Origin of the sequence: Pseudoalteromonas sp. S4492, assembly GCF_005886115.1 — a bacterium.
Taxonomy (GTDB): Bacteria; Pseudomonadota; Gammaproteobacteria; order Enterobacterales; family Alteromonadaceae; genus Pseudoalteromonas; species Pseudoalteromonas gelatinilytica.
The window spans coordinates 77,380-100,123 of sequence record NZ_PNCP01000046.1; the positions used below are offsets into that span (position 1 = coordinate 77,380).

19 protein-coding genes are annotated in these 22,744 nt (G+C 42.1%); 9 read left to right on the forward strand and 10 right to left on the reverse strand.

Annotation, left to right across the window (positions count from 1 at the left end; genetic code table 11):
• Nucleotides 1-21: 21 nt before the first annotated feature.
• The 4 genes from CWC28_RS15995 to CWC28_RS16010 form a co-directional block, all read right to left on the reverse strand.
• On the reverse strand, nt 22-1,518 hold the full coding sequence (locus tag CWC28_RS15995) for a LysM peptidoglycan-binding domain-containing protein (RefSeq protein ID WP_138625412.1): 1,497 nt from the start codon (nt 1,516-1,518) through the stop codon (nt 22-24).
• 28 nt (nt 1,519-1,546) lie between these two features.
• Entirely contained in the window at nt 1,547-2,533 is a 987-nt protein-coding gene (locus tag CWC28_RS16000) for an MBL fold metallo-hydrolase (protein WP_063701862.1), read from the reverse strand.
• 68 nt (nt 2,534-2,601) lie between these two features.
• On the reverse strand, nt 2,602-2,889 hold the full coding sequence (locus CWC28_RS16005; protein WP_054552457.1) for a cell division protein ZapA: 288 nt from the start codon (nt 2,887-2,889) through the stop codon (nt 2,602-2,604).
• Nucleotides 2,889-3,119: a hypothetical protein gene (locus tag CWC28_RS16010; protein WP_054552458.1), complete on the reverse strand. Its 231-nt coding sequence runs from the start codon at nt 3,117-3,119 to the stop codon at nt 2,889-2,891. The genes CWC28_RS16005 and CWC28_RS16010 overlap by 1 nt, the downstream gene beginning before the upstream one ends.
• Before the next feature lie 240 nt (nt 3,120-3,359).
• On the opposite strand from CWC28_RS16010, the gene CWC28_RS16015 reads away from it, so the two are divergent.
• On the forward strand, nt 3,360-4,199 hold the full coding sequence (locus tag CWC28_RS16015) for a 23S rRNA (adenine(2030)-N(6))-methyltransferase RlmJ (RefSeq protein WP_138625417.1): 840 nt from the start codon (nt 3,360-3,362) through the stop codon (nt 4,197-4,199).
• 55 nt (nt 4,200-4,254) lie between these two features.
• Here the strand turns inward: CWC28_RS16015 and CWC28_RS16020 are convergent, their stop codons facing one another.
• The 3 genes from CWC28_RS16020 to CWC28_RS16030 all read right to left on the reverse strand — a co-directional run bounded on the left by CWC28_RS16020 (nt 4,255) and on the right by CWC28_RS16030 (nt 6,631).
• Nucleotides 4,255-5,064, reverse strand: a complete 810-nt coding sequence (locus tag CWC28_RS16020) for an META domain-containing protein (protein WP_063701858.1) — start codon at nt 5,062-5,064, stop codon at nt 4,255-4,257.
• 156 nt (nt 5,065-5,220) lie between these two features.
• Nucleotides 5,221-5,787, reverse strand: a complete 567-nt coding sequence (locus CWC28_RS16025) for a PhnA domain-containing protein (RefSeq protein ID WP_063701856.1) — start codon at nt 5,785-5,787, stop codon at nt 5,221-5,223.
• 79 nt (nt 5,788-5,866) lie between these two features.
• Complete coding sequence (locus CWC28_RS16030) at nt 5,867-6,631, reverse strand: substrate-binding periplasmic protein (protein WP_082873997.1); 765 nt, start codon at nt 6,629-6,631, stop codon at nt 5,867-5,869.
• A 104-nt stretch (nt 6,632-6,735) separates the two neighbouring features.
• Here CWC28_RS16030 and CWC28_RS16035 point away from each other — a divergent pair, with 104 nt between their 5' ends.
• From CWC28_RS16035 to CWC28_RS16065, 7 genes are all read left to right on the forward strand, one after another.
• Complete coding sequence (locus CWC28_RS16035) at nt 6,736-8,013, forward strand: EAL and HDOD domain-containing protein (protein WP_063701853.1); 1,278 nt, start codon at nt 6,736-6,738, stop codon at nt 8,011-8,013.
• Between the two features lie 54 nt (nt 8,014-8,067).
• Nucleotides 8,068-8,682: a paraquat-inducible protein A gene (locus tag CWC28_RS16040; RefSeq protein ID WP_063701851.1), complete on the forward strand. Its 615-nt coding sequence runs from the start codon at nt 8,068-8,070 to the stop codon at nt 8,680-8,682.
• A 37-nt stretch (nt 8,683-8,719) separates the two neighbouring features.
• Entirely contained in the window at nt 8,720-9,079 is a 360-nt protein-coding gene (locus CWC28_RS16045; RefSeq protein ID WP_249324978.1) for a hypothetical protein, read from the forward strand.
• Nucleotides 9,080-9,183: 104 nt separating this feature from the next.
• Nucleotides 9,184-10,506 carry a TolC family protein gene (locus CWC28_RS16050; protein WP_138625413.1) on the forward strand — a complete coding sequence of 441 codons (1,323 nt, stop codon included), beginning with the start codon at nt 9,184-9,186 and terminating at the stop codon, nt 10,504-10,506.
• Nucleotides 10,499-11,956 carry an efflux RND transporter periplasmic adaptor subunit gene (locus CWC28_RS16055; protein ID WP_138625414.1) on the forward strand — a complete coding sequence of 486 codons (1,458 nt, stop codon included), beginning with the start codon at nt 10,499-10,501 and terminating at the stop codon, nt 11,954-11,956. The genes CWC28_RS16050 and CWC28_RS16055 overlap by 8 nt, the downstream gene beginning before the upstream one ends.
• Complete coding sequence (locus tag CWC28_RS16060; RefSeq protein ID WP_138625415.1) at nt 11,953-15,057, forward strand: efflux RND transporter permease subunit; 3,105 nt, start codon at nt 11,953-11,955, stop codon at nt 15,055-15,057. Before CWC28_RS16055 ends, CWC28_RS16060 begins: the two co-directional genes overlap by 4 nt.
• Nucleotides 15,058-15,199: 142 nt before the next feature.
• Nucleotides 15,200-15,655, forward strand: coding sequence for a hypothetical protein (locus tag CWC28_RS16065; RefSeq protein WP_063701839.1), 456 nt, complete (start codon nt 15,200-15,202; stop codon nt 15,653-15,655).
• Between the two features lie 276 nt (nt 15,656-15,931).
• Here CWC28_RS16065 and ppx read toward each other — a convergent pair whose 3' ends face one another.
• The 3 genes from ppx to CWC28_RS16080 all read right to left on the reverse strand — a co-directional run bounded on the left by ppx (nt 15,932) and on the right by CWC28_RS16080 (nt 20,149).
• Nucleotides 15,932-17,419 (reverse strand): exopolyphosphatase, encoded by a 1,488-nt coding sequence (gene ppx, locus CWC28_RS16070; protein WP_105175047.1) that lies wholly within the window; start codon nt 17,417-17,419, stop codon nt 15,932-15,934.
• Complete coding sequence (gene ppk1, locus CWC28_RS16075; protein WP_105175046.1) at nt 17,412-19,493, reverse strand: polyphosphate kinase 1; 2,082 nt, start codon at nt 19,491-19,493, stop codon at nt 17,412-17,414. The genes ppx and ppk1 overlap by 8 nt, the downstream gene beginning before the upstream one ends.
• Before the next feature lie 149 nt (nt 19,494-19,642).
• A complete protein-coding gene (locus tag CWC28_RS16080; protein WP_063701833.1) occupies nt 19,643-20,149 on the reverse strand; it encodes a glycine cleavage system transcriptional repressor in 507 nt (168 codons plus the stop codon).
• Nucleotides 20,150-20,496: 347 nt separating this feature from the next.
• Between CWC28_RS16080 and CWC28_RS16085 the strand changes: the two genes are divergently transcribed.
• Nucleotides 20,497-22,731 (forward strand): ABC transporter permease subunit, encoded by a 2,235-nt coding sequence (locus tag CWC28_RS16085; RefSeq protein WP_105175045.1) that lies wholly within the window; start codon nt 20,497-20,499, stop codon nt 22,729-22,731.
• Nucleotides 22,732-22,744 lie beyond the last annotated feature (13 nt).

The window sequence follows — 22,744 nt, forward strand, 5'->3', positions numbered from 1 at the left end:
CTAACCACAATGCGTGAGCAATCAAGGCTTTTTCAATGAGCTTTCGATACCTGACAACATGGCTTCGCTGGCTGGTACTTGCGGCTCAGCGGGTTTTGCTTGCGGTAGGTGCAATGTCAAAATCGTGCCTGGTTTTAAAATGCTGGTGGCACTGAGTTTATTCCACGTTGCAACGTCTTTATGAGGCACGTCGTATAGCTGACTGATACTCCAAATTGAATCACCTGGTTTAACGAGGTAATCAACCGCAATGGTTGCGATAACTTCCTCATGCTGTTCAAGGTAAGGGCTAATATTGTAATCAACCAGTAAAGATTCAGGCATGGTTTGGGGCTGTGATAATCGCAATTGTTCACCGACTTTAATCAGGTTACTTGTTTTACTATTAAGCGCTTTCAGATCCTTTACAGACATATTAAAGCGTCTGGCAATGCCATAAAGGGTATCGTCTTTTTGCACTATATATTCACCAGCAAAGTTGTTGCGAAACAGCTTACTTTGCAGCAAGGTACGGCGCTCCATAGGTAAAAGCAGAGTATGTGGACCATTTGGAGAGCTTTGGTTTTTTAAATATCCTGGATTTAATTTATGGAGCTGGTTATGCCCCACACCTGATAAATTTGCGATGACCGAAAAATCAAATTGCTGGCCGACATCAAATTCAGTGGTGAGTGCTTTATTCGCTAATTTAGGGCGCTTTAAGCCTTGCTCAGGATGCTTAAGTAAATAGCTAAGCGCCAAAAGTTTAGGAATATATTCAGCGGTTTCTTTTGGTAGTGATAATGACCAATAGTCAGTTTTTTTGCCAAGCTCTTTATTTTTTTCGATAGCTTTTTTAACGCGTCCTTCACCACTGTTATAAGCAGCAAGGGCATGCAGCCAGTCACCATCAAAGCGTTTATGTAAGTAACTTAAATAAGCTAAAGCGGCATCAGTTGAAGCGAGTATATCTTGGCGTCCGTCATACCATTGGTCGCTTTGCACACCAAAATGATAAGCTGTCGCACCGACTAACTGCCAAACACCAACGGCTTGTTCTGATGAACGTATTGTTGGTCTAAAATCACTCTCAACAAAGGGTAATAGTGCCAGCTCCATCGGTAGCTTCTGTTGCTCGATACGTGTGACGATATGATACAAATAGGGCGCAGCACGTTTATTTACTTTAATCAAGTAATTAGGTTGTTTCAAATACCATTTTACTCGTGCAGATGTATGTTTGTTGGTTTGAAATACCAGCGTTAAATTGTTGGCGATATGCTGCCATAGATCTTTTGATCTAGGCTTTGCTAGTGGGGTATTATTGACCGCTATGGGCGCAGCAATAGGACGTGGTTCGACAGCTGTTGAATCGACAAACTCACTAGGTGCTTGCTGGGTTGTTAAATCAGGCTCGTAATGGCTAAAAATCTCCGGCCTTGCCCGTTGTTGTTCTGTTTCTTGCTGAGTTACTTGGCATCCTTGTAAGCCAATAAACAAGCTCAGCAAAAGTAAATATTTCAAACTTACTTGAGCCATATAATAAAATCCTTTTACTATTTTAGCCCTATTTTGACAATTTGCTCTGTTTAAGTCCAGCTTCTAGAAACATAGAAAACGCTCTTTCGCCCACTTCATCAAGTTGGTATTGCTGTTTAACGTCTGAAGGAAAAAGTGGAATTAATTCACTCACTGGTTTATCCGGCGAGGAATTTGTCAGCTCTTTAATGGTTTTCAAAAACTTTAAAGGGAGCGCAAGTTCAGCAGGTGTCAGCGGCTTGCCGTGACCCGGTAAAATAGTTGTCAGTGTGGTATTTTTCTGAATATCTTGCAGTGCGGTTATCCAGCGCGTGAATGTACCATGCCCAGGGTAAGGTAAGCTGTCGACTATATCGCCGCCTAACAGCACGCGACCTTGATCTGCCCTTAAAGTGAGATCGCCCTTAGTATGCGCTTGGTAAGGTGTAATAACGACGGGGTAGTTACCAAGGTTTAGCTGTGTTGACTCAGTAATGCTAATAGCTGGCGGGTTTAAGGTGAGCTCTCGCCAGCGAAATAAGCGCTTTTTTGCAAGTTCAAGTTTGTCGCGCCAAATAGCTTGTTGATTTTCAGGTTGATTGGCAAGCCGTTGATAGCTGAGCTCAATGCTTTTTTCATAGCCATCTAATTTATCTGTCAATGCTTGCTGCATTGCTGAAAACTCAGTCGCTACTTGCTGATGTACAATGAGTTTAGCTTCAGGGAACTCAGCTTGTAAAACGGCCAAGCCTAGCAGATGATCATCATGATAATGACTCGCCACTAAATAACATAATGGTGTTTTTAAGCGTTCTTTTAGCTGCTCAGCGAGCTTTTCTACCTCGGCAAAGTTACCACTGGCATCAAACATTAAGGCACATTCTTTACCCTCTATCAGCACTTGATTCGAATCGTAAAAACGCAGTTTATTTTGTTGTTGTAGAAATTGGATTTCAGGCGTGATGCTATGCCAGCTAACGCTTGCTTGGGCGCTATAGCTTAGAAATAAACAGAACAAAAAAGCACAAAATCGCATGGTGTTTAGCTCGAATAGGTGTCAGTGCAGTTGATTGTAAACAAAAAAAGCGCCAGATGCGCTTTTTTCTAAATACTAAGGTGTTGGCTGAGCTTATCTATTAAGCTGTCATGTTGTTGCTCTTGTTCTGCTTGTTGCGATTTAACTTCAAGCAATTCATGACTTAGATGTAATGCTGCCATTAGCAATGCTTTTTGGTCATTGCGAACCGATGAGCGTTGTTTCATTTGCTCCACTAAGTCATTCAAATTTTGTGCAGCAGCAACTAGGGCATGCTCTTGCCCTGGTGGGCAAGAGAACTCATGCTCTTTACCTAGTAGCTCTACGGTGACCCGCTGACTTTGTGGGCTGCTCATTAGCTAGCCTGTTGAACGCTTTGCAATTTCTCAAGCAGGCCAGTCAATGTGCTGCTTGTATCTTTTTGTTTCTCTTCGTTTTCTAGTACTTCCAGTTGCAGAGTTTCGTTCTCATCTAAAAGCTTAGCGGTTTGTTCTTGCAGGCTTTTAACTTCACTTTCAAGTTCGCTGTTGCGAAGGATTAATTTGTCGATCAGTTGTTCGAGTTGGGAAAGGGTTTCGTTATTCATAAATGCGCTCATAAAACTGTGATTATTGTCATGCAAATGTAAAGGAAAGTGTCTTGATATGCCAGCATTTACGGCCTTTTTAGGGGATTTTTATTTATTATTAAGGTGTAATTCAGCGTAGTGGCTTTTTTATTCATTTTTGATTCACGAAAGCGCCAGATCCTAGGATCATTTTCTGTTTATCATGTACAATATGGCCATTCATTTTTAATGCAGTTTTGCATTTGGCGACTTATAAATATGCTTAGTTATCGACACTCTTTTCATGCAGGCAACCCTGCTGATGTGCTAAAACATCTTGTTCTAGCTGAAGTTCTTAAATACCAAACAATTAAAGATAAACCGCTTGATTATGTGGACACCCACTCAGGTGCTGGCTTTTTTGAACTTGCAGGCAGTGATGCACAAAAAACACAAGAGTATTTAGATGGGATTGCTAAGCTTTGGCAGCACAACAGTGAGCATGATGCACTTAATGAGTATATTGAGCTGATAAAATCATTTAACTCACATGGTAATTTAGATTTTTACCCTGGTTCGCCAAAAATTGCAGAGCACTTTTTACGTCGCCAAGATAACGGGTGGTTCTTTGAATTGCATCCACGTGACTTACAGTTACTGCAAGACAACATGAAAGGTAAGCGATCTATTCGCGTCCGTGGTGAAAATGGCTTTCAAGGCTTAGTTGGTTTATTACCACCAGCATCACGCCGGGCTTGTGTGCTTATTGACCCTCCATACGAAATTAAAAACGATTACGACACGGTCGTTAATACCCTTGTTAAAGCACATAAACGCTTTGCAACTGGAACATACATGATTTGGTATCCGGTTGTAGACCGCGAACGAATTGACCGTATGGAAGCGGGTTTAATCGCTTCGGGTATGCGTAACATTCAGCTGTTTGAACTCGCAACAGAGGCCGATACCGATGTTCATGGTATGACAGCATCGGGTATGATAGTGATCAACCCGCCATGGAAATTAAAGCAAACAATGGATGCGGTATTACCTGAGCTTGTTTCATTACTAAGCGATAGCAGTGGTTTTTATCGCAGCGAACAACTAGTTGAAGAATAATTTTTTCAATACAAAAACGCCCAGCATTTGCTGGGCGTTTTTGATTTAACTGTTGTTAATTCATGTAAGTTGCTGCGAAGGTTGCAAGCGGCTCATTACTATCATCTAACAAGGTTAACTGTTCCCCATTGATAGAGTACTTAGCCGTTGCTGCAAGTGCTGCAGACATGGCTGCTTCAATATCCATTTGTGATACACACATTTTTTTGGTGCTTGCTAATGGGTTGAATGTAAGCGTCTGCTCGTTAACCTCGTAACTACCTGAGAAGTTATTACACCCTAAATAACCATTGGTTGAACCATCGTCTTTAAACTGCACGAAAGGTTCTTTATTTTCAACGGTGATTGCTTCTCCGCTGATGGTAACGGCTTTCCAATACGTATTAGTCAAAGTAACGTCTGGTTTTTTCGCTGATACTTTAGTCACAGTCACCTTATACACATCACCCGTCACATCTTCAGCAAATGGATTATTGTGAGTGGTGCTGATGTAAAGTAATTTACCTTGATTCTCAATGCGTGCACTCACACCATAGCGGTGACGGTCAGCAATTTTACTTTCGTCATATTCAAGTGCCACGTTATATGGCGGCGCGCCATTTAATTCAATTTCTTGTTCGCTGATAACGTCAGCTTTGGCATCCATTTTTGATACATCAGCAAGTTGTACTTTTAATACTGAACCTGGTGGCAGCATGCTGCGATCTAAATAAGTAACCTGTGTATTAAGGGTTTTCATTGTTGATTGCTCAGCCTGTGGTGCGGCAGAGTCTTCACCACAACCTGTTAATACTAAGCTGCTCCCTAAGATCATTAAACTGCATAGAGAAGCGCGTTTGAAAGATGAGATGGTATCCGAAGCCATGATTGTTTCCTTGCGTTTTAGGGTTATGCGTCTTTGTTATTGAGTTAGCATAAAGTTCGCTGACTTAATCATAGCTTAATTAACAAAAAATGGGCACTAGGCCCATTTTCTTAATAACGAATCGCTTAAGAGAAATAAAGCGAATTAAAGTAATCGTTACTTTTTCACGTATTTGGTAAGAATAACAATGCGTTGCCCTTCAACACGGCCTTCAATGTGTTCAGGGTTGCTCGTTAAGCCAATGTTTCTAACTGCGGTGCCGCGCTTAGCAACAAGGCTGCTACCTTTCACATCAAGATCTTTAATAAGTGTCACAGTGTCACCTGCTTGTAGCACAACACCATTACTGTCGATGTGTTTAATATCGTCATCTTCAGCTAGGGCTGTTTGCGCCCACTTTAGTGTGTCTTCTTCAAGATAAATCATATCGAGTGCATCTTGTGCCCAACCGTTATCAGCAGCTAAACGCTTCAACATGCGATAAGCCACAACTTGTACAGCCGGTGTTTGGCTCCACATGCTGTCGTTCAAGCAATGCCAGTGGTTTGCAGTTAAATCAGCATTATTTTCAATTTGATCTTTACAGGTTTGGCAAACGTAAATGCATTTATCAGAATGAGCCTCTGTAACAGGTGGCACTTCGTAAACAGATAGATTATCTGTATTAGTGCAAAGTTCACATTGGTTATTACTGCGTTCGATTAGGGCTTGTTCAATGCTCATAGGAGGCTCTTTTAGTTAACAAGGTAAGAAAAACAGCGCGCATTATAGCAAAAGCAGGTCCAAAGCGGAATATCCCTAATTATTGTAGGGGTATGCTTTTTGTGTATTTATTGATTATGGCATCTAAGCGGCCAGAATTTTTAAGTTCTTTGATTGCTGTATTTATTTTTGGTAACAATGATTGATGCTCACTGCGCAGGCGAATTTTTAGATTACCTAGCGAATGTAATGCACCAAAGCTGATATCTGCATCAAATTGCTCAGCCCAATATAATGCTGGCAGTTTATCAATTATGACGACCTCAATTCGTTGCATTTTTAACGCCTGAATGAGTTGTTGTTCAGAGTGAAAATCAACCCGTTTAAAGCGGTTATCGTCATAATAGTAATAACCTAAAACAGTCCCTACGGGTTGATTACGAATACTGTTGAGTTGCTGCCATTGAGCCACAGAGCTTTTTAAGCTCACTAGATACTCTTCAACGGCAAACAGGGTGTCTGAGTAACTAAACTGTGGATTTTGTTTTTCTGCCTGGCTCAGCCATTCGGGGCTTATGACATCAAAATCGATATGTCCTTGGTGAAGGTATTTAACGGTTCGTTTTGCAGGAAGCTCGACATGCTGCACTTGAATATCAGCAAGCAGCATAACTTGCTTGATCAATTCGGGGAGGATCCCTGGGTTGCTTTTATCATCAATATAGTAAGGATAGTAGTTCCCAGAGCCGGTTACATTGTACTTCAGTACAGGTTGCTGCTCAGCCAAAACTACGTGAGTAATAAAGAGTAAAGTTAAGAAAATCGAGTGAGAGAAGCGCAATGGTCTGATTGAATTCGTTTTCATGTACCTAGTTTGGTTGGGTTTTTGTTTTTTAGCAAGGCAAACATCTTTCACTATACTAATAACAATAGTAATGTGGAGTTAGCCACATCTAAGTGAGAAGTTGAATGTCAGAATTAAGTATGGAAGGTAACAAAAGTCAGAGCATGACTCAGTATATAGCCCGGCAGCCAATATTTAATGCTGATAAAAGTTTGTATGCTTACGAATTATTGTATAGAGAATCGAGCGATAATGTCTTTCCGGTAGGTACCAGTGATGGCCAAGCTACAGGACGGCTGTTTTTTAACGCGTTAATGTTGATGGGACTCGAAAAGCTAACGGGTTTTCAACCTGCATTTATCAACCTATCGACCGACGCTATTTTGGATGATTTCCCTAAGTTGCTGCAACCACGCAGTGCGGTTATCGAAATAGTCGAGCGGGCTACCAGTATTCCAAAAGTAGTGAACCGTGTTAAGCAATTAAAACAAGAGGGTTACTTGTTCGCGCTTGATGATTACGATGGCACAGATAAATGGCAAGATATTTTGCCTTTGATGGATTTTATAAAGCTTGAAGTCACACAGCCGATTATCAAAACCAACATGATGATCAAAAAGCTCAAACGCAGCTTTCCTGAAACCACCATCATAGTGGAACGCATTGAAACTTATGAAGACTTTAAGCAGCTAAAAGCGGCTGGTTGTGACCTGTTTCAGGGCTACTTTTTTGCCAAGCCAGAGCTTTTAAGTTTTGGTAATGTTGAACCATCAAAAGTTGCCGTGCTTGAATTACTTAACTGTACAGCGCAAACAGATTTAAATTTTGATGCAATTCAACAACGGGTTGCTAAAGATATTGGCCTTACTGCACGTATTTTAAAATTAGTAAATGCACGTACAAGCAGTGGTCAGCAGACAATTCGTTCGATTTCGCAAGCGGTTATTTATCTCGGTGAAGATGCGATTAGACAATTTGTGCGAGTATTAGCGCTCAGCGAATTAGGCAATGATAAACCGCAAGAGCTGACCAAACTTGGCTTAACAAGAGCTAAATTTATTGCGCTGATGCTTGAACCAGGCGGTAAAGACCTAGCTGAGCAAGGCTATTTAGTTGGCTTACTCTCTGTTTTAGATGCAATTTTAGATATGGAGCTTGATATCATTGCCAAAGAGTTTTCGTTGGGTAGTGAGCTTTCGAGCGCACTATTAAACTTTAATGGCATGCAAGGTGCGAGCTTACAGCTTGTTAAAGCAATGGAAGAAGAGCAGTGGCACACAGCCCATGAGCTACTAATGATGATCCGTCCTGCGTCAAAAATGGATGTGGTTTTTCAAGCTATGTATGATGCTCGTGCTTATGCCGATGAAGTGTTTGAAAGCTTATCATCGGTTACAGACTAAACCCGCGGAGTTCGTTATGATGCGAGCTCTGAGTATTTAAAAGGTTTGTAACTAATGCGTGTTGTTTTTCCGGTACTGGCTATTTTAATTGCCTTGGCGTTACTAATTCCCGGTGTAACCCAGCCTGTGCTCACCCTAGAAGGAAAAATCGATAAATCTAAGCTTGCCAAAACAGGTATTGAAATGATTGCCGATGAAGGCGATCGCAATACTCGTAGCGTGTTAATGATGGCATCAAGCATGTTGGGGCTTGATAAGCTCGAAGGTGAAATTGATGCCTATAAAAAAACACGCAGCATTTGGGGCACCGTAAATGAGCTTGCTAATAACAAAAACTACCTTGTTGCCGCGCTTGTTGCAGTGTTCTCAATTGTCATTCCCACTTTAAAACTCCTGATGCAATTGCTTTACTGTTTTTTACCTGTGAATAGATTTAAGCATTTGCTCGGTCAACTCATACAAGGCCTAAGTAAATGGAGCATGGTTGATGTGTTTGTGATTGCATTGATCGTGGCCTATTTAGCAGGTAATGCCGATGGGCAAATGGGCGAGCTGATTAAAATGCATGCCGAATTAGGTGATGGGTTTTGGTATTTTACTGGTTATTGCCTATTTGCTATTGCTGCCAGCAGTAGCATAAAAATAGATAAACCCTTGTCGAGCGCGTAAATTTCGGGCTACAATTTGGGCAAATAATGTTTAAGGTATGATGATGACGCGACTTTCAAGCTACTTATTGATAGCTATGATGCTGCTCACGTTTGTGGGTCAGTCAGTTGCGTCTGTTGCTATGGTATGTGATATGCCACATGCCAGCATGCAAATGGACCATCATGCTAATATGAATGCTGACAGCGACATGAGTGATATGGATTGTTGCCATGAAGATGCAATGGATAACAGCGATTGTGCGTGTCCGTTCAATGCCTGTACAGCTCACTCACTCCTGCCGTTAAATGATTTAGTTGTTAAATCAATTAAGCAATCAGAAAAAGTCACAGTGTTAGGCGCCAGCCAGCTGAGTTTCCGCGTCAGTTCTTTATATCGTCCACCTATTACTGCTTAAGCAGGATAGGTCTGTCTAAAATTCAGTAAAACGCTGAAATACACCTCATTCTGCAACCAAAATCTATTGTTTTTTAACCATTTTTAAGATTTTTGGAGCATGTGATGATTCACAGCAAATTGATTAAGGCGCTTTCTCTAGGCGCAGTATTGATAACCTCAAGTTTAGTGAAAGCAGAGCCGTTGGCACTCAATCAGGTGATTGATTATGCATTGACTCACGAGCCTTGGTTACAGGCAAATAAATACCAGCAACAGGCGATAGAAGCACAAAGCATTGCCGCCGGTACCTTGCCAGATCCAGTGTTAACTGTTGGACTTATGAACTTACCAACCGATGGCTTTGCCTTTGACCAAGAGGGTATGACGCAATTCAAAGTGGGCTTGTCTCAGCAATTTAGCCGAGGTGATAGTCTTGCCTTACAGCAACAAGCTTTAAAACAATCGGCTGAGCAATATCCTTGGCTTAGAGCTGACCGCCAAGCACAGGTTAAAGCCATTGTTAGCGAAGCATGGCTAAATGCTTATCGCGCACAAAAAAGCATTCAACTGATCAACCAAGATAAAGCCTTATTTAATCAGCTTATTGATATTACAGAAGCAAGCTATGCCAATACACTTGGTGCGACTCGCCAGCAGGATATTATTCGCGCTCAGCTAGAGCTGACTCGGCTTGAAGATAAGCTGGTGATGTTAGAGCAACAGTTTGATAGTGCCAAAAAGCGACTAGCTCAATGGCTACCTATTGAAATGCTAATCGGTGCAGTGAGCGATGAAAACACCAAGGTGACCGCAGTTATGGCTTATCAAGAGCTTGCACCATCGGGGGTGACTGAAGTGCTGATGAGTCACCCGGCAATTATCGCTATTGATCATGCTATGCGTGCTAAAAACACTCAAGTGCAAGTGGCGAAAGAAGCATATAAGCCGCAATTTGGTATGAACCTTGGTTATGGCTATCGTGATGATACCCCGATGGGTGACTCTCGCGCTGACTTATTCTCTATTGGGGTGAGTGTTGATTTACCGCTGTTTACTGATAACCGCCAAGATCAACAAGTTAATGCCGCAATAGCTAATGCCGAGGCGGTAAAAACCAACAAGCTTATTACCCTGCAAAAACTGCAAGGTCAGTATTTTAAAGAGCTTAGCCAATTAAGCCGACTTGCTCAGCGCAAAGCGCTGTATCAACAGCAGCTATTACCGCAAATGGCAGAGCAAGCGGAGGCGACGTTAAATGCTTACACCAATGATGATGGTGACTTTTCAGAAGTGATGCGTGCTCGCATTAGCGAACTTAACGCGAAAATTGATGCATTAAACATCGAAATTGATAAACAAATAACCCTCGCTCGCCTTAATTATTACGCAGCAGCAAAAGATAACCAAATAAATGCAGCACAAAGCCAAGGAGCTAGCAATGAATAACACAGTGAAATTAGTTATCGCTTTGGCGGTAGGTGCAGCATTGGCAACGGCTGTAAATAAATTGGCTGAGCCAGAGCATGAACAAATGCCAAGCGCTGAGAAAAAGCCGCTATATTGGGTGGCGCCTATGGACAGCAATTACCGCCGTGATGAACCGGGGTTATCACCAATGGGTATGGAATTAGTGCCCGTTTATGAAGAGCAAAGTAGCGCTGAAGATAGCCCGGGTACGGTGAGGATCTCACCAGCAGTCGTTAATAACTTAGGAGTAAGAACAGCGCCCGTACGCTTTAAATCATTACAAACGACGGTTGATACGGTTGGTTATGTGCAATACGACCAAGACCAACTCGTGCATATTCACCCTCGTGTCGAAGGTTGGATAGAAACCTTATATGTAAAAGCCGCTGGTGACCAAGTTAAGCAAGGCGAGCCACTTTATACCTTGTATTCTCCACAGCTAGTGAATGCGCAAGAAGAGCTACTGCTTGCCCTTAAACGTAACAATGCAGTGCTTATACGTGCGGCAAAAGCACGCTTAGCCTCACTGAATGTTTCTGACGATTTTATTGCGCGATTAGAGCAACGCCAAAAGGTTAGGCAAAACATTACCTTTTATGCCAAGCAAAGTGGCGTATTGGATGAGCTAAATATCCGCGAAGGCTTCTTTGTGAAACCGGGCACAACCATGATGAGTATTGCCCACCTAGAAGAAGTGTGGGTTGAGGCTGAAGTTTTTGAGCGCCAAGCAGGGCTTATCCATAAAGGCTTGCCTGTTACCATGAGCTTAGATTACTTACCGGGCAAACGCTGGCAAGGCAAGGTCGATTATATTTACCCAACCCTTGATGAGAAAAACCGTACCCTGCGCGTGCGTTTACGCTTTGCTAACCAAGATGGCTTATTAAAACCGAATATGTTTGCTGAAGTGAGCATTACTACTAAGCCAACTGAGCCGCAATTAGTGATAGCTAAAGAAGCGGTGATCCGCACCGGTAGCCAAGACCGTGTCGTGATTGATTTAGGTGAAGGGCGCTTTAAATCAGTCGCTGTGACGCTAGGCCGTAGTGATAATCATGATGTCGAAATTTTATCAGGCTTATTGAAAGACGATAACGTTGTGGTTTCAGCGCAGTTCTTAATAGATTCCGAATCAAGTAAGAGTTCTGACTTTATGCGTATGCAAGAACCTGATAGCGATAGCGCAATGGTAAATGGCGTGATCAACAGCATTGACCGTGAAGCCAGAACGGCTGTGATCAGTCGTGAGGCCATCCCTAAGTGGGGCCGCGGGGCTGCAACTATGGAATTTCATTTCTCGCCGCGCATCGATATGTCTAGTTTGCAAAGCGATGATGAAGTGCATTTTACCTTTAAATTGGTGGACGGTGAGTTTGTGATTTTTGACATCATGACCATGAGCCACTCTATGCAAGGAGAAATGCAATGATAGCTGCCGTGATCCGTTGGTCAGTCGGTAATCGCTTCTTTGTATTACTGCTGTCTTTAATATTGGCAGGCTTTGGGGTTTTTTCTTTAAAGAATACCCCAGTTGATGCCTTACCTGACTTATCTGATATACAGGTTATTGTAAAAACATCTTATCCAGGACAAGCGCCTCAAGTGGTGCAAGACCAAGTAACGTTTCCTATCACCACAGCCATGTTGTCGGTGCCGGGTGCTGAAACGGTAAGGGGCTTTTCGTTTTTTGGTGATTCTTATGTATACGTTATTTTTAATGAAGACACCGACCTTTACTGGGCCCGTAGTCGAGTACAAGAATATTTGAGTCAAGTAAGTGCTCGCTTACCGGATTCAGCAAGGCCTGAACTTGGCCCTGATGCAACAGGGGTGGGTTGGATTTACCTGTATGCGCTGGTGGATAAAACCGGTAAGCACGATATTAGTCAGCTACGAAGCCTGCAAGATTGGTTTTTAAAGTTTGAGCTGCAAACGGTGCCGGGCGTATCAGAGGTAGCGTCTGTTGGTGGTATGGTTAAGCAGTATCAGGTGAATGTCGACCCGGATAAATTGCGTGCTTATGGTATTCCGCTAAGTTTAATTCAAACAGCAATTAAGCAAGGTAACCAAGAGCGTGGTGCCTCAGTGGTCGAAATGGCAGAAGCCGAATACATGGTATCGAGCACAGGTTACATCAAAAGTGTCGCAGATTTAGAAGCCATTCCGCTGGGTACTAATGCCAATGGTACGCCACTGCAATTACGCGATGTGGCCGATATAAAACTTGGGCCACAAATGCGCCGTGGAATTGCTGAATTAAACGGCGAAGGCGAAGTAACTGGTGGTGTGGTAGTGATGCGCTTTGGAGAAAACGCCGAAGCAACCATTAAACTCGTAAAAGAAAAGCTAGAGTCGCTCAAAAAAGGCCTGCCAGAGGGCGTCGAAATCATTCCAGTGTACGACCGTTCAAACCTTATTACCCAAGCACTTGATAACTTAAGTTCAAAGTTAATTGAAGAGTTAATCGTCGTGGCCTTAGTGTGTGTGGTGTTTTTATTCCATATACGCTCATCGATCGTAGCCATTATCACGTTGCCAATGGGTATTTTAACGGCTTTTGTGGTGATGTATTGGCAAGGTATAAACGCCAACATCATGTCGCTTGGCGGCATAGCGATTGCTATTGGTGCAATGACAGATGGTGCTATCGTGATGATAGAAAATATGCACAAGCATATGGAGAAAACCCCTCTGACCGATGAGAACCGCTGGCAAGTGGTGATGGACTCAGCCGCAGAAGTCGGGCCCGCGTTATTCTTTAGTTTATTAATAATTACCGTCAGCTTTATGCCAGTGTTTATTCTTGAAGCTCAAGAAGGACGTATGTTCTCGCCTCTGGCTTATACAAAAACCTATGCAATGGCGGCCTCGGCTGGTTTAGCGATTACACTGGTGCCAGTATTAATGGGCTACTTTATTCGCGGTAAGGTTATTTCGGAGAAGAAAAACCCAGTAAACCGCTTATTGGTGGCAGCCTATAAACCCTTGTTAAATGCAGTATTAAAAGCGCCGAAAACAACATTGGTACTGGCATTAGTGTTGGCTGCTATTGGCTTTTACCCGGTTAATAAAATTGGTAGTGAGTTTATTCCTCCTCTTGATGAGGGCGACTTAATGTATATGCCAACGACTTACCCAGGTATTTCAATTGGTAAGGCCCGTGAAATCTTACAGCAGACCGATAAGCTAATTGCCAGTGTGCCAGAGGTTGAGTCGGTGTTTGGTAAGGTAGGTCGAGCGGATACTGCCACAGATCCTGCGCCGCTTACCATGATCGAAACCTTTATTCAGTTAAAGCCAAAGTCACAGTGGCGCGAGGGTATGACAACCGAGAAACTGAAAAAAGAGCTCGATAATCTGGTTAAGTTCCCAGGGCTTACCAATGCGTGGGTTATGCCAATCAAAACACGAATCGACATGCTTGCCACTGGGATTAAAACGCCTGTGGGGATCAAAGTAGCAGGGCCAAAGCTGAGCGAAATTCAAAAAATCGGTGAGCAAATTGAAGTCATCTTAAAAGATTTACCGGGCACGGCTTCGGTTTATTCTGAGCGCGTTGCCGGCGGTCGCTACATCAAAGTTGATATCAACCGTGAAAAAGCAGCACGGTACGGTTTAAACATTGCTGATGTGCAACAGGTTGTTGCTACTGCTATCGGTGGTATGAATGTGACCGAAACCGTTGAAGGGCAAGAGCGTTACCCGGTTAACTTACGTTATCCACAAGATTATCGCGACTCGCCAGAAGAGCTTAAGTTGTTACCGATAGTGACACCAAACGGACAGCGTATCGCATTGGCCGATGTAGCTCATGTCTTTATCGAAGATGGCCCGCCGGGTATTAAAAGTGAAAATGCCCGCATTAATGGCTGGAGCTTAATCGACATTGAAGGCAGTGATATTGGCAGTTATGTTGAGCGTGCGCAACAAGCGCTGCATGAGCAGCTCGAGCTACCTGCTGGTTACTCAATTACGTGGGCGGGGCAATATGAATATATGGAGCGCGCAAAAGCTAAACTCAGTTACGTATTGCCACTCACCTTGGCAATTATTGTGGTGCTGTTATACCTCAATTTTAGAAGCTTTATTGAGGTGGCAATGATTATGCTGACCTTACCGCTTGCGATGATAGGCGGTATTTGGCTGATGTACCTTGAAGGCTTTAACTTCTCGGTTGCTGTTGGGGTTGGTTTTATTGCCCTGGCTGGGGTTGCTGTGGAAATTGGCGTGATCATGCTGGTTTATCTCAACCAAGCTTATCAAGATGCTAAAGCGCAATCAGCACAGTTCACGGTTACAGAGCTGCGCCAAGCAATGATCAATGGTGCAGGCCTTCGGGTTAGGCCTGTAATGATGACAGTTGCCACTATTATCATTGGGTTACTGCCGGTGCTTTATGGCACTGGAACCGGTAGTGAAGTGATGAGCCGAATAGCCGCGCCTATGGTCGGCGGGATGCTCAGTGCCATAGTTTTAACGCTACTTGTGTTACCTGCGCTTTATTTTATATGGCGTAAACGCGACCTATAAATTTTACAGTCAGTGTGTAACTTGTGCGCTTTTAATTGCTGCAAGTTACACATTTTATTTTTAACTTGTTGATAATTGGGTTGTTTGTTGCTGGTGTGATTTATGCAAAGTCATATTAAATTGATTTTGATAAGGAATGCACATGCAAGTTAAAACAATACAACAAGTTTATGATTGGACCGTGTTATTTCATACTCAAATGGCAGCCAATTTCCACAGTGTTAAAGACTTACTGGACGAGCACAATCAAATGCTGGTGGACTATTATCTGCAATATGAGAAGAAGCTGGCAGAAGATCTCGTTGGTTTTAAAGCGATTACCGAAGTAAACACACTCGATACGTATTGCTATGAGTATTTTTCTGAAAACCCAGAGCTAATTACTTTTAACGATATCAGCACTGATCAGCGCATTGATGAAAAGGCGATTCAGGTTTACTTAACCACGCAACACCAAAAAGTAATCGACTTATATGAGTACTTGGTGTCACGCGCCGAAACGGCAGATACCAAAGAAAAGCTCGAACGTTTGCTAGAACTTGAACATCAAGGCCTTAAGCAAATGATGCAAAGCTCAAACCGCCATATGGATATGTAGTATACCCAAACCACCTCAAGATGCAGAATTCAGCGTTTCACAGGTGCTTAATATCAAGGCGTTACTTTGTAAGAATGGCAGTCCCTTTTAAGAAGTAACAACGATGAGAGTAAGTGCCTGTGAAGCGCCCAACGGGTTGGTTTAAAAGCGATTTATACTGCGTTATTGATCTTAACAATAGAACCACTATTACTTGCAATCAATGCCTTGCCTAAATCGCTTTTAATTCCAACTGAAACTCACATCTTGAGGTGGTTTGGGTATATATTAATCAGCTTAATGAAAATCGAGTAAGAAGCCGACTTTTTTAAGGTATTTTTGCTCTTGCTGTAAGTCAGCTAAAAGCAAGGTATGTTCTTTAAGCCACTTATTGTGAAACTTTAAGAACATACTATTTTGCTTGGCTGTTACCTCAAGCTTAAAGCCTTGGTCAGTAATGCGCTTTTGATTTAGCAGTACTGCTAAACGCAAAATCACAATGAGCTGTAATATTTCATAATGCTGCATGGTATGCAGTGCTGGAAAATCTTCTAAACGGATCTTTTTACGATAAAAACGGATCATACAGCTAAGAAGTGTTTGTTGTTGCTGTGTAAAGCCAGGTAATTGGCTGTTCGCCACGATATAGGCACTGTGTTTATGTAACCCCGAAGAATTAACCCCTAAACCAATTTCATGCAGCTGTGCAGCCCAATCCAGTAAATTTATGTGATCAGAGTCAGTCAGGTGCCATGTTTCTCTTACTTGTTCGAATAGCCACTTTGCGGTTGTTGAGACGCGATTAGCATGCTCTTTATCTATGGCATTGCGCTCAGATAGGTTCGCTATGGTATTTGTGCGAATATCCTTATGGGCGAGTTTTTGCTGCATTTCATGAAGCAGGCCTTCACGCAGTGAAAAGTCGCTATATTGCATCGCTTCGATGTTAAACAGTCTAAATATGGCAATTAAAATAGCTAAACCACCACAAATACTCACTTGCCGCTCAGGCGTAAGACCTTCAATTTGCAGCGCTTGTATTTGTTTTGCAGCAATAAACTGGGTTTTTAATTCTAATAATCGCTCTAAAGTAATTAGCTCTTGCTCTGCATCGTTTGCATTGATCATGGCAAGGATAGATTTAATCGTGCCTGATGTTCCCACCACTGATTGCCAGCCAGCTGATAGGTAATTTGCAAAGATCACTTCGAGTTCTTGCTCTGCGCGAACTTCGGCTTTGGCAAAGCGCTTAGCTGTGATTTGTCCATCTGCAAAAAACTGCTTGGTATAGCTGACACAGCCCATGTTGCGGCTAGCGAGTAGTTTGTGTTTAAAGTGTTTACCAATGATGAGTTCAGTACTGCCGCCGCCGATATCAATGACTAAGCGGTTTTCATCGTGATGAATATAATGGGCAACACCTTGGTAAATTAAACGTGCTTCTTCTTGCCCTGATATTACTTCGATTGGGTAAGGAAACACTTTACTTGCTTGCGTTAAGAATGAATGAATGTTTTTCGCGCGGCGCAATGTGTACGTGGCGGCCACTTTGACATTCTCAAGGGGAAAGTCCTGCAAGGTAATGGCAAATTGTTTGAGAATGGCTAGTGCGCGCTCAATAGCTTCTTGGCTTAAATGATTTTTATCATCTAAACCGTCAGCTAAATAAACGCGCTGTTTTTCTTTGTGTAAGATTTGCAAAGAGCCATCGACCTCTCTTGCCACCACTAAATGAAAACTGTTTGAGCCTAAATCAACGGCAGCAATTGAGGGATAATCATTCATTATTGTAGTTACTTTCCCATTTCTTAAGGTGGTCATAAATGGCAATTTGCGAGCGAATTTTTTTACGATTGCCACGGCGCACATAGCTGTTTTTTTGTTCGCTATCGATTATGCGTGCTTTTGATCTATCTTTAAACTGTAGCTCAAGGATATCAATAATCAGCTGTTTTAATTTTTCATTATAAATCGGAGTGGCTACTTCAACGCGGTGATCAAGATTTCGGGTCATCCAGTCTGCCGATGAAATATACACTTTTTCGTCACCATTATTATGAAACACCATCACCCGAGGGTGCTCTAAAAAACGGTCAACGATACTAATAATACGAATATTATCGTTCACGGCAGAGGGCACTAGCGAGCACATACCACGCACAATAATGCGAATTTTTACGCCGCGTCTTGCAGCAAAATAAAGATGATCAACCAGCTCTTTATCAACTAGGTTGTTTATTTTTAGTGTAATTCGGCCAGCTTTTCCGTGCTCTACATTGGTAATTTCGGCATCAATTAGCGACATAATAGTTTGTCGTGCGTTAACTGGCGAAATCATTAAATGGTCAAATTGAAATGGTCGGTAACTACTTTCGATAAACTTAAACACGCTATCGCACTCTTCACTAATGCCTTCATGCTTGGTGAATAAGCTAAAGTCCGTGTAGATTTTGGCGGTTTTTTCATGGAAGTTACCCGTGCCTATATGGGCATACTTCACGATGTTATTCTTTTCTTTACGGTGAATAACGCATAGCTTACTGTGCACTTTCAGCGCAGGAATACCAAAAATCACTTTAACCCCAGCGTTACTCAAGGTTTTTGCCCATTCAATGTTGTTCTGTTCATCAAAGCGCGCTTTCAGCTCAACCATTACGGTTACATGCTTACCATTTTTTGCCGCATTAATTAGTGTAGAAACAAGGCGAGATTGACTTGCAACGCGATAAATATTGACCTTTATTTGGGTTACATCTGGGTCAAACGCAGCTTGGCGCACAAACTCAAGTAAATGGTTAAAGGTGTGATAAGGGTAATACAGCAACACATCTTGCTCAGAGATAGCATCAAACACACTTGAGTGATTGTTAAAGGCTGTGCTTTGTAATGCAGGCAGTGGTTTGTTTTCTAAATACTGACGACCAACATTTGGAAACGCAATAAAATCGCGGAAGTTACGATAACGACCGCCGGGGATCAGTGCATCATGTTGGCTTATGTTAAGGCGCTTTTTCATCACTTTAAGCATTTCATCAGGCATGCTCTCGTCATAAACAAGGCGCACAGGCTCAGCAGAAATACGTTGTTTTAGGCCTTTCGACATTTTATCGAGTAAACCTTCTTCGAGTTCATCATCTAAATTGTACTCGGCATCGCGGGTCAGTTTGATGGCATAACATTGAATATCATCAAAGCTAAAAAAGCTGCTAAATACATCGCGAATAAAGTAGGCAATGATGTCATCAAGCATCACAATGGTTTTGTGGCGACGTGTTTTCTCAGGCGGCAAAATAACAAAGCGTGAGACGCGGTCAGTAGGCACCTCCATCATGGCATAATGACTTTTTTGATTGGTCATCTCGACAAACAAATAAGTCATGGTGTCGTTAATTTGATCTGAGTAGTCTTTCTTTTCAGAGAGCAAAATCGGCAAAATGTGTTGCAGTACATTGTCGTGGAAAAACTTTTTCAGCCAGGTTAAATGAAATTCAGATAACTTCTCTGGTAGCTCTACGTGAATATTATGCTCGTTTAAATCATTCAAAATATCTTTATGAATTTGATTAAATTTTTTGCCAAGCTGGAGCACTTTACTCTGGATTTGATGGAGTAGGATCTCATCTTCATCAAAGTTCGCATCAGGAATTTTATTAAGTAAAATTCGGCGTTTTACATCGGCAACACGGACACGGAAAAACTCATCCATGTTGTTTGAGTAAATACCCAAAAAGCGCATGCGCTCAATAATCGGGTTCGATTTATCTTTGGCTTCTTGCAGCACGCGTTCATTAAATGACAGCCAACTTAGCTCTTTGGCAAAGTAATTGATGGCTTGAGAAGAAGAATGTGATGCGTTCATCTGGTTTTCCAACGTTTATAGCTAGTTAGAATATAGAGGATGCAGATGACGTTTATGTGACGTACTTATCACTTTTATGACATACATGTCAGTTTTGTGACATGCATGCCGCTTTTTTAAAGTTCAAAATATCCCTATAAACTTGTGTGTTACGCGTCCTCAATATCAACAATTAGGTCTGTAGTGATAGACTCAAGTGCGCTAATTACTTCGTCTTTGTTCATACCAATCGGTAAAGCAACGGTGGCAACAGCACTAAAAATAGGCACACCCCAGTTAGGTGCACTTTGTTGTTTTGAATTGAGGTGAGTGATATTCGCCCCTTTATGACGAATAACGCTGGCTAGCTCTTGTACAATGCCTGGTCTATCATTGCCAGTGATAACAAAATTAATTTGCTCAGATTTTTCTTCAGGCAGCGTCTCGGTGCCGCGTTCGATTCTAACCTCTAAATGCGGCAGGCTATGTAACGCATCTTGTAATTCTTGTAAGTGTTCTTCAGGTACTGCTGCTTCAATGATCCCTGCAAAATGCCCTGCAAGGTGGCTTAAATTACTGCTTAACCAGTTGCCGTGGTGGCTTAGAATTGTGGCTGAAAGGTCTTCAACTAGGCCGGGTTTATCTGGCCCCAAAATAGTAATTACTAACTGCTTCATACTTAAATCTCTATAAAAATGCCTCTGAAAAATGCAATAAAAGGAAGGAGGCGTTGGTTAAAAATGATTCTTATTGTTGAAAAAATAAGTCTTCTTGAGTATTGATGCTGTTTTATTGTTTGTCCAATTTTTTCCATATAGTTATAAAAAATTAGATATAACAGTTTGTTAGCTTGTTAATTTAGGACTTTTAAAAGCGCTTACAATTGTCGTAAATTGGTCATTTTTTAACTTTAAACTTCGTTCCTGAAAAGCTTGCTTTATTACACTGAATTATGACGTTTGTAACATTACTGTCATCTTGGTGAAATATAATTCGCGCAACGTTAAGATTTAAGGGTGTTTTGATGACTTCCAATCCGAATAAACCTACCTTTCATACGGATAGAAGCCGTCTATTTAAAGACAGGTTTGCCAAGTGGGGTATTTCCGCAGGTGGCGTAATGGTGCTAGTAGCACTGTTACTCATATTCTTTTACCTTCTTTATGTTGTTCAACCTATTTTTGAATCAGCAAAAGTAGAAACACGTAACAGTGTAAAACTACAAAATGCGTCAGAAGTTGTTGGCCTTGGCATTGAAGAGCAAACAGAGGTTGCCTTTTTACTCGGTGAAAAAGGTAGCGTGGACTTTTACAATGTTGAAAAAGAACATTTTGGTAAAAAGATCACCACTCTTAATGCTGAATTACCTAGCGATGTAAGCAGCTTTGCAAGCTCTGCACCGTTTCAAGGTCAATATGCGTACGGTTTAGAAAATGGTACGGTTGTTGTGGTTGCACCTAAGTTTTTGGTGACATTCCCAAATAACCAACGCCAATTAACACCTCGATTAGACTACCCGCTCGGTGATATGGCGCTTGAAGTTGATGATCAAGGCGCAGCAATCACTAAATTTGCGTTTAGCCACTATGAAGATAAAACGGCTGTTGTTGCTTTAACTGCTGACAAGCGCGTTTTATTCAGCAGTTTTGTCGGTGAAGAAAACATGTTCACTGGCGAAGTTGAGTGGAATGTTGAGCGAACTGAGCTTGATATCGAAGGTCGTGTGGATGAGCTATTAATCTCACCTGATACAACACGTACGTTCGTTCGCTCTGCAAATCAAATTTACGTATACGATACGCGTTACCCTTCTGAAGTTGAGCAAATCCAACTGCTTGCTGCGAATGAAGAAAACGCGAACCTAGTTTCAACTCAGTTATTAGCGGGTGCTAACTCACTGATGCTTGCTAACGATAATGGTGAAGTATCTCAGTGGTTTGAAGTAAACACGGAAGAGGGACGTGAGTTCCAAAAGATCCGCGCTTTTGAAACCAGCAAACAATCGAAACTAAATATTTTCACTGAGTTCTACCGTCGTACGTTCTTCACAGCGGGTGCTAACGGTGAGCTTGGTATTTATTACACAACCAGCGACGCAAAACTGTGGCAAGGTAAAGTAAGTGATGGTCCAATTCAAAACTTTGCAATTGCACCTCGTTCAAATGCGGCGCTAGTACTTGCCGATGACGCATTAAAAGTAATCGAAATCCATAACGAACACCCAGAAGTAACGTGGTCTGCGTTATGGCAAGAAGTATGGTACGAAGGTTACCCAGAGCCGGGTTATATCTGGCAATCAACCTCTGCCAGTGATGATTTTGAATCTAAGTTTTCATTAGTGCCAATTTCATTCGGTACGATTAAAGCAGCTTTATATGCGATGCTGTTTGCAGTACCTATTGCGCTTTCAGCTGCGATTTACACGGCGTACTTTATGTCGAGTGAATTACGTAAAGTGGTTAAGCCGACTGTAGAAATCATGGAAGCATTACCAACAGTAATCTTAGGTTTCTTAGCCGGTCTTTGGTTAGCACCATTAATTGAAGAGCATTTACCAGCGATTGTCGGATTATTAGTGTTATTACCAATTGGTATCTTATTAACCGCATTCGGCTGGAACAAGCTACCGGCGTCAATTCGTCACCGTGTTCCTGAAGGTTCACACTCTATTTTACTTATTCCAGTGGTTATCTTTATTGGTTGGTTATCGTTTGCGATGAGTAACTCAATTGAGCTTTGGATGTTTGACGGTAATGTGCGTCAGTACCTAACCAATGAATTAGGTATGACATTCGACCAACGTAACTCGTTAGTTGTTGGTATTGCGATGGGCTTCGCTGTTATCCCAACTATCTTCTCAATTGCGGAAGATGCGGTATTCAGTGTTCCTAAGCACTTATCAAATGGTTCATTAGCACTCGGTGCAACGCAATGGCAAACATTGGTTCGCGTAGTACTACTAACTGCAAGTCCGGGTATCTTCTCAGCAGTAATGATGGGTCTTGGCCGTGCTGTAGGTGAAACAATGATTGTACTAATGGCAACAGGTAATACACCTATTATGGACTGGAGTATCTTCCAGGGTATGAGAACACTTGCAGCAAATATCGCGGTAGAAATGCCAGAGTCTGAGGTAGGCAGCTCGCATTATCGCATTCTATTCTTAGCAGCATTTGTACTATTCATATTCACATTCGTTTTCAACACAGTGGCTGAGTTTGTTCGTCAGCAACTGCGTGAAAAATACAGTTCAATGTAGGTGGAGAGACACG